Raw genomic sequence first — 9,209 nt, 5'->3', positions numbered from 1 at the left:
TGCCCACACAGATTGCTTGATTCAAATTGTTAAAGAGCGTCACGCTTGTCGCGTTGAGGAGGCGCATATTACGCTTCTCACTTCGAAAGTCAAGCGATTGTTTTCGCTTTTCTTTCGGCGCCCACTTCACCAGGAAGCTGGCTCATCAGTTCGGCGTGTTCCGCCGTGCTGGTAGGGGCGCATTATAGGGAGCCGCGCTGCGATGACAAGACTTTTTTTGAAGATAATCACGAAAATTTCAAATTATTCAATTAGAAACAGCTTATTCAGTGTATATATACAATGTTATCCACAATCCGGTTATTTCACTCCCATTTTAGCGTCATTTATGTCGCCTTTAGTGACCTTGGGAATGCCATACTGGAGCCGATAACCTCTCCCGAGTGGTCCATGGTAGCGCCAATCAGGAAAGCTGGTTACCATGGAGGTGAATATAGTGTTGCACCTTTTTTGCTTTCATTTACAAAAGGTCTTTTAAGATGAATTTATCCAAGTTTCCCGTATATATGCAGGCCGCAATCCTTGCTCTGGTATTGGCAGTGGTTGGCTACCTGGTTGCCCAGGCCCTGCAGTTCTCTTTGAAAGCGGAAGTGATTTTTGCAGCAGGTCTGGCCATCGGCGGTTTCGTGGTACCGCTGTTCCTGAAGCGAACCCCGGCTAATGTTGCCGAGTCGATCGCCAATCAGGAGACTTGCACCTTATATGTAGGCAACCTGCCCTATCGCGCCAATGAGATCGCAGTGCGCGAATTGTTTGCCGAACAGGGCCAGGTCATTTCCGTACGGTTGATGAAAGACAAGGCAACCGGCAAGCGCAGAGGTTTCGGTTTCGTGGAGATGCCCGCCGCCGATGCCGCCAAGGCGATTGCCGCTTTGAATGACAAAGAGTACCAGCAGCGCACCCTCAAGGTGCGTGAAGCGAATGACAAACGTGATAAAGAGGAAAGAGAAGGTAGCGAAACTGACGCCTAACCGCTCGTCAGTACTTCACCTCTTCCAGTGATGACAGCCCCCATGCTTGCAAGGGGGCTGTCAGTTTTTGAGCCTCCCCATCCAGCCGGGTACAGTAAGCCCTGGCAATTACCTCTTCTATATGTATAGACTGCACGGTGGCATGCCCGCCATTGTTCAGCAACCAGGCCACCCGTTTGGCAACGGCACTGCCCGAGTCAATAAGCTGACATTGCGGCATCAGTTGCCCAATCTCTTCATTGAGTAGCGGGAAGTGAGTGCAACCAAGCACCAGCGTATCCGGCTTTTCTTCCCCCTCCAGCCAATCGGCCAATACCTCGCGCAGTAGCGCCATATTGACCGGCAGGCCCGCCAGCTTGTGTTCGGCTTCTATGACCAGCTCGGTGGTGCCCTTGAGCAGCACCTGCTTGCCGGGAGCAAACTGGGCGATCAGTTCATGGGTATAGTCGCGGCTGACGGTGCCCGGCGTAGCAAGCAGACCGATACAACCGTTGCGAGTCTGTGCAGCGGCGGGCTTGATGGCTGGCACCACCCCCACCACGGGAATATCCAGTGCCTCACGCAAGGCCGGCAGCGCTATGGTGCTGGCCGTGTTGCAGGCAATCACCACCAGATCGATCTGATGACGGGCCACCATGGTGGTCACCAAGCGGGTGCAAGCAGCAATGAGGGCGGGCTCGCTCAGTTCACCATAGGGGAAGTTGGCATTGTCGAAGCAGTAGAAATAGTTGTGTGCCGGCAGAACGCGACGGATCTCGCGGTAGATGGTCAGGCCACCCATACCGGAATCAAACACGAGAATATTGGCCACTTGAGCTCCCCTTTGGTGCAAGGCGGCGATCATACTCCCGCCTGCCGCCAATAGAAAAGGCCCTGCCAATGGCAGGGCCCGGGTTTTTCAAGGATGAACCGAATAAAGCATCAGAAGCGGTAGTCGGCAGTCACTTTGAACTCGGTACCCGGCGATGCGTAACCATAAGCGGGGGCGTAATCACGATCGAACAAGTTATCTATACGTCCACCCAAGGTAAATTGCTGAGTCAACTCGTAACTGGCAGCCAGGTTCAACAGCGTATAGGCACTGAGTTCCACCCGCTGGCTAGTCGCCCAGTTGTTGTCATAGCGCTTGCCCACATAGAGCAGTTCAGCAGTTAGTGTTGCGGCATCGAATCGGGTATCTGCGATCCAGCTGCCTTTATGTTCAGCTCTACGCAGCAGCTGCAAATCCTGGTTACCCGTATCTTTGGCTCTGGTGTAGTCGTAGCTCAAACGATGATGCACTGGTCCGGTGTCGATGCCGAGCTCCGTTTCCACTCCTTTGATATCCGCCGTGGTATTTTTGGGGTTGCAGGTGTAGCTCATGCTGGTCAGGCAATAAATCAGATTGTCGATGCGGTTGCGATAGAGATTTACAGACCAGCCCCATACCGAATAGCGACCTGACAGACCCAACTCCAAGTTTTTGCTCTCTTCCGGCTTTAACTCAGCTGGCACGCCATAATAAAGATCCATAAAGCTTGGGGCCTTGAAAGCAGTCCCATAACTCAAACGTACGTTGTGGTGCTCATCGATATCCAGCCCACTGGCGGCAGACCAAGTGTTATGGCGGCCATATTGCTGGTTATCATCTGTTCTGCCAGACAATTCAAAGAGGAACGGACGCCAAACATAGCTGCCAACAACAAAGGCACCAGTATTGTCTCGATCAGGAACAGTAAAAGACTGTCCCCCAGAGCGTGAGTCCGACTTCATCTGCTCCCGCTGCCAATCAACGCCACCGGTGAGGTTCAGATCCTCAATACCACTCCAGCTGTTTATCCAGGATATGTTGGTCATTCCGGTATGGGTTGGATCAGCACTGGATTTCCCCTTGCTTTCCTCCCAACTCTTCGATGAGTTCTCACCATAGCTAGCTTCCAAGCGGCTGGTTAGCGCCTTGCTCTGAAACTTAAGCCCACCATCGTACTGGAATGTGTCTACCTGTTGTTGATCATATCGGCCATCGAACTCAGTCAAATTCTGATACCGTTGGGCATTGAAATCAGCACTCCATGCATCGTTGAATGTATGGTTCAGTCCGAACTGACCATTCTTGCTATTAAAGCCATCCCGATCCGGCTGTTTGGTATTGGCTACGACATCAAATCCATCGGTACGCTCGTAGCCGATCAGCATGTTCATATCGGTTTTTTGGCCCAATGACTGAACCGTTCTTAGCTCACCCTGACCATAACCATTGCTGCCAGCACCACCCTTCAAATGTATCTCACTGCCATTCTTGGCGGATGTTTTGGTGATGAGGTTGATAACACCGCCAATGGCATCGGAACCATACACTGCCGCTCGTGGGCCACGGATATACTCGATGCGCTCGATATTGCCGAGCGGGATTTGGCTGAGATCGGGCGTGCCCGCCACCATGGCGGCAATCGGGCGACCATTCATCAAGACCAGAGAGTGGTTGGAGTTGGTTCCACGGACAAACAGGCTGCTGATGTGCCCCCGGCCTCCCAGAGTCGCCATCTGCACGCCGGGCAGGGTTTTCAGCAAGTCAGGCAAACTCTGAACCTGACGAGATTCGATCTCGGCACGATCGATCACCACAACGGGCGCCAGCACCGAGCTGACCGGTTGTTCCACGCGGTTGGCCGTAATGACCAGAGTTGGATTGATGGGGATGGTGGTTTGGGCAAATGCCGCCGTCGGCAACAGGGCAGCCGCCAGAAATTTCTTCGACATGAGAGATCCTTAAGTTCGCGTAAGTATCTACTTCGTGGCCGGTTTCTCTCGGCCCGAAATACGAACTCTGGCAGGTCTTCGGGCTCGGGGGCTGATAGCCTACGGCGACGGCTTCCCGCCTGACGGCAGTGCCCTGATGTCGCTTCGTTCCCCCTTACCGCTGCGCGCCAGCTCCGGATTCTCACCGGATTCCCTATTAAGCATGATGCGCCAAAGCGGGAGGATTATAGGCAGAGCCAAGCTGGATGTATAGCCATCCAGATTTCTATTTATTGCCAGCCAGCGCCGCCAGCCGCCGCTGGGCCCCCTCCATTACCGCCTGCACCCCGGGATGGGAGAGATGGCGCCCTGCCGAGACCAGATAGTAAGAGAGTGTGACGTCGGTGAGGGTCGCAATTCGCTCCACTCCGTAGAGGCGACCAATTTCGTCAGCCATCGCCAGCGGTGCCGGGAAGATCCCCATCCCCGCCTTGCCGAACGACTTCATCAGAGTGGAGTCATCAAACTGCCCCACCAGATGGGGATGAATGCCCTGCTGGCGATACCACTCCAGCAGCCGATCGTGGGTGGCAGACTTCTCTCCGGGGATCAGCAGCGGCAACCCCTCCAGCGAGGCGGGAAAACCGTCCCGCGCCCGCGCCGCCAGCTCGGGGCTGGCAAACAGCGCCAGCGGGCTGCGCCCCAGCTCGTGGTTATAGCCACGCACGCCGCTGTCGAGAGGGAGCGGGCGATCGATCAGCACCATGTCGAGCTTGTGGCGGGCCAGTTCGCTGAACAGCTGCTCGGCCCGCTCCTCGTGACACACCAGCCGCAACGGCGTCACCAGCGCCATGGCGGGAGCCAGCAGCTCGAACGCCAGGGTGCGGGGTACCGAATCGGCGATCCCCACCTGCATGGTCAGCTCCTGACTGGCGTGGCGCAGGGTGTGCTCCAGCTCGGCACCGAGCGAGAAAATGGCCCCCGCCTGCTCCTGCGCCTGCCGTCCGGCGGCGGTCAGCACCAGACGCCGCCCCACCCGGTTGAACAGCGCCACCCCGAGGGACTGCTCCAGCTCGGCGACCTGACCGCTGATGGTCTGCGGCGTTAAGTGCAGCTGTTCAGCTGCCTGCGTCACGCTGCCGCTGCGTGCCACATGCCAGAAGTAGTAGAGCTGTTTGTAGTTGAGCATGCCGTTCCCTATCAGTTTTTACCGAACAACCATCAGCGAGAATCTGATTTTATCGAAACATTGCGCGCTCTAGCATGCAACCATTATCTGAACTGCCCTGCGAACCATCATGCTGGACGTTGTTGTACTCTTCTTTCTGTTTGGTCTGCTGGCCGGTCTGGTGCGCTCCGAGCTCAAACTGCCTCCTGCCCTCTACGACACCCTCTCTCTCTTTCTGCTGCTGGCCATCGGCCTCAAGGGCGGTGTTGGTCTGGCCCAACAATCCCTGCAACCTCTGCTGCCACAACTGGCGCTGGTGATCCTGCTCGGCGTGGTGCAGACCCTGCTCGGCTTTGCCGTGCTGCGACTCAAGATGAACCGGGTGGATGCCGCCGCCACCGCCGCCCACTACGGCTCGGTCAGCGTCGCTACCTTCGCGGTCGGAGTGAACTGGCTCACCGAACGGGGCATCAGCTTTGAATCCCAGCTCTCCATCTTCCTCGCGGTGATGGAGATCCCCGCCATTCTGGTGGGTATAGTGCTGGCCCGCGGCATCAGTCGCGAGACCCGCTGGCGCATGCTGGCCCACGAGACCTTCCTCGGCAAAGGGGTGACCCTGCTGCTGGGCGGCATGGCCATCGGCTATCTGGCCGGGCCGGACGGGATTGCCCCACTCAAACCGCTGTTTGTCGACCTGTTCAAGGGAGCGCTGGCGCTGTTCCTGCTGGAGATGGGCCTCATCGTCGCCCGTCAGTGTCAGGATCTGCGCCGCCACGGCCTGTTCCTGCTCGGCTTCGCCCTGTTGATGCCGCTCGCCTCGGCGGGACTGGGGCTGGCAGCTGGCCAGCTGATGGGGCTATCTCTCGGCGGCCTGACCCTGCTGGCTACCCTGGCGGCCAGCGCCTCCTATATTGCCGTGCCAGCCACCATGCGCATCGCCGTGCCTCAGGCCAACCCGGGGCTGTCCCTCAGCGCCGTGCTGGGGGTCACCTTCCCGTTCAACATCATGCTAGGGATCCCGCTCTACCACAGCTGGGCCCGCCACTTCACGGAGTAGCCACATGCAGACCGAGACCCGCACCCTGCTGACCGTCATCACGGAAGCCAATCTGGAGCCGACCCTGCTGCGCACCCTCACCCGCGAGGGGCTGCGCGGCTACACCATCACAGATGCCCGCGGCCGTGGCGATCATGGCGAGCGCAACGCCAGCTGGAGCGAGAGCGGCAACATCCGGCTGGAGGCGATCTGCAGCCGGGAGCAGGCGGAGCGGCTGCTGGCCCACCTGCAGAGTCGTTACTACCCCGATTACGCCATGATCGCCTTTCTGCAACCGGTCGAAATCGTGCGACCCGAGAAATTCTGAGCCGGCTTGCCGGCTCTTTTTGTTTACCAAAAGCAAACGTTTAACACCAAGGATTCAGAGAAAATGAACACCCCTCCCCTGATCGGCCTGGTAATGGGCTCCGACTCCGACTGGCCAGTGCTGCAGGCTGCCGCCCGCATCCTCAAGGAGCACGGCGTGCCCTACGAGGCACAGGTGGTATCGGCCCATCGCACCCCGGATCTGCTGTTCGAGTATGCCGCCACTGCCCGCGAGCGCGGTCTGCGCGCCATCATCGCCGGGGCCGGTGGCGCCGCCCACCTGCCGGGCATGGTCGCCGCCAAGACCACCTTGCCGGTGCTGGGGGTGCCTATCCCCTCCCGCCATCTCAAGGGGATGGACTCCCTGTTCTCCATCGTGCAGATGCCCAAGGGGGTGCCGGTCGCCACCTTCGCCATCGGCGAGGCGGGGGCTGCCAACGCCGCCCTGTTCGCGGTCTCCCTGCTCTCGGTCGCCCGGGATGACGACGCCCCCCGCTACCGGCAGCAGCTCGACGACTTCCGCACCCACGAGCGAGATCGGGTGCTGGCGCTGCAACTGGAGGAGCCGACATGATTGTGCCACCCGCCACCCTCGGCATGCTCGGCGGCGGTCAGCTTGGCCGCTACTTTGTGATGGCCGCCCACCGCCTCGGCTACAAGGTGGTGGTGCTGGATCCCGATCCGGCCAGCATCGCCGGTGCCGCTGCCGATCACCATATTGTCGCCCCCTATGACGACACCGCTGCCCTGCACGATCTGGCCAGCCGCTGCAAGGCCATCAGCTGCGAGTTCGAGAACGTGCCCGCCACCACCCTCGCCCTGCTCGAAAAACAAAAGCCGGTACGCCCGGGCGCCAGCGCGGTGCGCATCTGTCAGGATCGCCGTGAAGAGAAAGCCTTTCTGCGCGGAGCCAACATCCCGGTCGCCCCCTATCTGGCGCTAGTGCCGGAAGAGCCCATCCCCGCACAGGCCAGCGAACTCTTCCCCGCCATCCTCAAGACGGCCCGCGAAGGGTACGACGGCAAGGGACAGTGGCAGGTGAGTAATCTGGATGAGCTGGCGACGGCGCTGGCAGCCAGTGGCGTGCCCTGCGTGCTGGAACAACGGCTGGCGCTGGAGGGGGAGTTTGCCCTGACCCTGGCCCGCAGTCCGAGCGGCGCCATCAGAGCCCTGCCGCTGGTACAGAACTGGCACAGCGGCGGCATTCTTGATCAGACTCGCTCCCCGGCCAATGTGCCGGTGCTGGAGAGCGAAGCCAAAGGAATCGCTGAGCGACTGATTGCCGCCCTCGATTACGTCGGGGTGCTGACGGTGGAATTCTTTCTGGTGGAAGGCCACCTGCTGGTCAACGAGCTGGCGCCCCGCCCCCACAACTCGGGTCACCCCAGCCTCGACAACGCTGCATACAGCCAGTTCGAGTTGCAGGTGCGCGCCCTGTGCGATCTGCCGCTGCCAGAGCAGATCGCCGTGCGCCCCGCCCTGTTAATCAACCTGCTGGGGGATCTCTGGCAAAACGGCACGCCAGACTGGGCCGCCCTGCTGACGCTGCCCGGCCTGCATCTGCACCTCTATGGCAAGGGCGAACCCCGCCCCGGCCGCAAGATGGGCCATATCACGGTAACCGGTGATGAGTGGTCAACGGTGGAGGAGCGCTGCCGTCAGGCCCGCCAGCTGCTGGGACTGGCGCCACGCTGATCGAGCATCGGAAATGCAAAGACCCGGGCATGGCCCGGGTCTCTGTTTTTGCTTGCTATGGCAGGGAGACTTATCAGGCCCGCTCCACCGCTACCGGTGCCGGCAGGCGGATGGTGAGGGAGAGCACCAGCGCCACCACCAGCAACACCAGGATCAGGTGGAAGGTCGCCATAAAGCCGCCAAACAGGGAGGCCACGATGGAGCCGATGATGCTGCCCAGACCAAAGCCCAGATAGATGACGCCGTAGTTCTTGGTCAGGTTGTTGAGACCGAAGAAGTCGCTCACCAGCGAGGGGTAGACGGTGATGGTGCCGCCGAAGCTGAACGCCACACAGGCAACCGCCACAAAGAACAGGTTGGCATTGAGCGGTACAAACAGCAGCAGCGCCATGCCCGCCAGGGTAATCAGCTGAGCGATGGTGATGACCCGGATACGGGACATCTTGTCAGAGAGGATACCCAGCACCAGACGGCCACCCAGGTTTGCCATGGCAATGATGGCGACGGCATTAGCAGCGACAACAGCAGGCAGACCCACCATCTTCTCGCCGATATCCTTGGCCACGCCGATGACGTAGAGGCCGCTCATGCAGGCGGTGAGGAACATCAGCGCCAGCATCCAGTACTGTGGCTTGCGCATCGCCTCCGCCAGAGTGAAGTCACGGCTCTCGCTCTGCTGCACGGAAGCGGCCTGCTTGGGCGCATCCTTCATCAGCATGCCGCCCACCAGCACCATGGACATGGCGATCAGCCCCCACAGCTGGAAGGTGGTCTCAAGGCCGGAGCTGGAGAGCAGCAGCAGGTTGATGTATTTGAAACCGAGACTGCCGAGACCATAGGCCCCGATGGAGCAGGCGGAGATGAGCCCCTTGCGCTCCGGGAACCACTTCACGCAGTTGGAGAGGGTCATCAGGTAGCCGGTACCGTCGGCAAAACCGACCAGAATACCCGCGCAGAGGTAGAGCATCGCCAGATTGCTGGCATGGGCAGTGAGGAAGAAGCCGATGCCGAGCAGCACGCCAGCACCCAGGGTCACGTTGCGCACCCCGAATCGCTCCTGCAGCTTGCCCGCCATGGAGGAGGCGACCGCCAGCGAAAGGCTGAGCAGGCCGAAGGCGAAAGCGACCTGACTCACCGGCTCGTCCAGCTTGTCGGAGAGCTGGGCGTTGAACAGGCTCCAGGTATAGACAGAACCCAGTGCAAACTGGGTGATGATGGTACCGATCAGTGTCAGGTACCGGGTGCGGTTCAGATCGATGGTCATGATGCGTCTCGGTCGATGGCCTTAAGGAAA

At 59.6% G+C, this 9,209-nt stretch carries 9 protein-coding genes and 1 riboswitch; of the genes, 5 read left to right on the top strand and 4 right to left on the bottom strand.

Going from position 1 to position 9,209, the window contains the following annotated elements:
• Positions 1-479: 479 nt before the first annotated feature.
• Positions 480-971, top strand: a complete 492-nt coding sequence (locus tag AB5Y85_RS07840; RefSeq protein WP_005339200.1) for an RNA-binding protein — start codon at positions 480-482, stop codon at positions 969-971.
• A 7-nt stretch (positions 972-978) separates the two neighbouring features.
• On the opposite strand, the gene murI is transcribed toward AB5Y85_RS07840, so the two are convergent.
• From murI to AB5Y85_RS07825, 3 genes are all read right to left on the bottom strand, one after another.
• Positions 979-1,782, bottom strand: coding sequence for a glutamate racemase (murI, locus tag AB5Y85_RS07835; protein ID WP_257687306.1), 804 nt, complete (start codon positions 1,780-1,782; stop codon positions 979-981).
• 110 nt (positions 1,783-1,892) lie between these two features.
• Entirely contained in the window at positions 1,893-3,710 is a 1,818-nt protein-coding gene (locus AB5Y85_RS07830; RefSeq protein ID WP_257687307.1) for a TonB-dependent receptor, read from the bottom strand.
• 51 nt (positions 3,711-3,761) lie between these two features.
• A riboswitch (cobalamin riboswitch) is annotated at positions 3,762-3,940 on the bottom strand.
• 35 nt (positions 3,941-3,975) lie between these two features.
• Entirely contained in the window at positions 3,976-4,878 is a 903-nt protein-coding gene (locus tag AB5Y85_RS07825; protein WP_257687308.1) for a LysR family transcriptional regulator, read from the bottom strand.
• Between the two features lie 109 nt (positions 4,879-4,987).
• Here AB5Y85_RS07825 and AB5Y85_RS07820 point away from each other — a divergent pair, with 109 nt between their 5' ends.
• The 4 genes from AB5Y85_RS07820 (at position 4,988) to AB5Y85_RS07805 (ending at position 7,915) form a co-directional block, all read left to right on the top strand.
• Positions 4,988-5,914: a sodium-dependent bicarbonate transport family permease gene (locus tag AB5Y85_RS07820; protein WP_005342109.1), complete on the top strand. Its 927-nt coding sequence runs from the start codon at positions 4,988-4,990 to the stop codon at positions 5,912-5,914.
• 4 nt (positions 5,915-5,918) lie between these two features.
• On the top strand, positions 5,919-6,221 hold the full coding sequence (locus AB5Y85_RS07815) for a hypothetical protein (RefSeq protein WP_005321666.1): 303 nt from the start codon (positions 5,919-5,921) through the stop codon (positions 6,219-6,221).
• Positions 6,222-6,284: 63 nt separating this feature from the next.
• Entirely contained in the window at positions 6,285-6,794 is a 510-nt protein-coding gene (gene purE / locus AB5Y85_RS07810) for a 5-(carboxyamino)imidazole ribonucleotide mutase (protein WP_042054387.1), read from the top strand.
• On the top strand, positions 6,791-7,915 hold the full coding sequence (locus AB5Y85_RS07805; RefSeq protein WP_257687309.1) for a 5-(carboxyamino)imidazole ribonucleotide synthase: 1,125 nt from the start codon (positions 6,791-6,793) through the stop codon (positions 7,913-7,915). Before purE ends, AB5Y85_RS07805 begins: the two co-directional genes overlap by 4 nt.
• A 73-nt stretch (positions 7,916-7,988) precedes the next feature.
• Here the strand turns inward: AB5Y85_RS07805 and AB5Y85_RS07800 are convergent, their stop codons facing one another.
• Positions 7,989-9,179, bottom strand: coding sequence for an MFS transporter (locus tag AB5Y85_RS07800; RefSeq protein WP_005339218.1), 1,191 nt, complete (start codon positions 9,177-9,179; stop codon positions 7,989-7,991).
• Positions 9,180-9,209 lie beyond the last annotated feature (30 nt).

The organism is Aeromonas sp. R3-1 (assembly GCF_040908345.1).
In the GTDB taxonomy this organism is placed as follows: domain Bacteria; phylum Pseudomonadota; class Gammaproteobacteria; order Enterobacterales; family Aeromonadaceae; genus Aeromonas; species Aeromonas veronii.
This window is presented reverse-complemented; position numbering and strand designations above follow the sequence as displayed.

Coding starts and splice junctions, on each gene's coding strand:
- AB5Y85_RS07805 (WP_257687309.1), top strand. CDS start 6,791: ATGATTGTGCCACCCGCCACCCTCGGCATGCTCGGCGGCGGTCAGCTT.
- AB5Y85_RS07840 (WP_005339200.1), top strand. CDS start 480: ATGAATTTATCCAAGTTTCCCGTATATATGCAGGCCGCAATCCTTGCT.
- AB5Y85_RS07820 (WP_005342109.1), top strand. CDS start 4,988: ATGCTGGACGTTGTTGTACTCTTCTTTCTGTTTGGTCTGCTGGCCGGT.
- AB5Y85_RS07830 (WP_257687307.1), bottom strand. CDS start 3,710: ATGTCGAAGAAATTTCTGGCGGCTGCCCTGTTGCCGACGGCGGCATTT.
- AB5Y85_RS07825 (WP_257687308.1), bottom strand. CDS start 4,878: ATGCTCAACTACAAACAGCTCTACTACTTCTGGCATGTGGCACGCAGC.
- purE (WP_042054387.1), top strand. CDS start 6,285: ATGAACACCCCTCCCCTGATCGGCCTGGTAATGGGCTCCGACTCCGAC.
- AB5Y85_RS07800 (WP_005339218.1), bottom strand. CDS start 9,179: ATGACCATCGATCTGAACCGCACCCGGTACCTGACACTGATCGGTACC.
- AB5Y85_RS07815 (WP_005321666.1), top strand. CDS start 5,919: ATGCAGACCGAGACCCGCACCCTGCTGACCGTCATCACGGAAGCCAAT.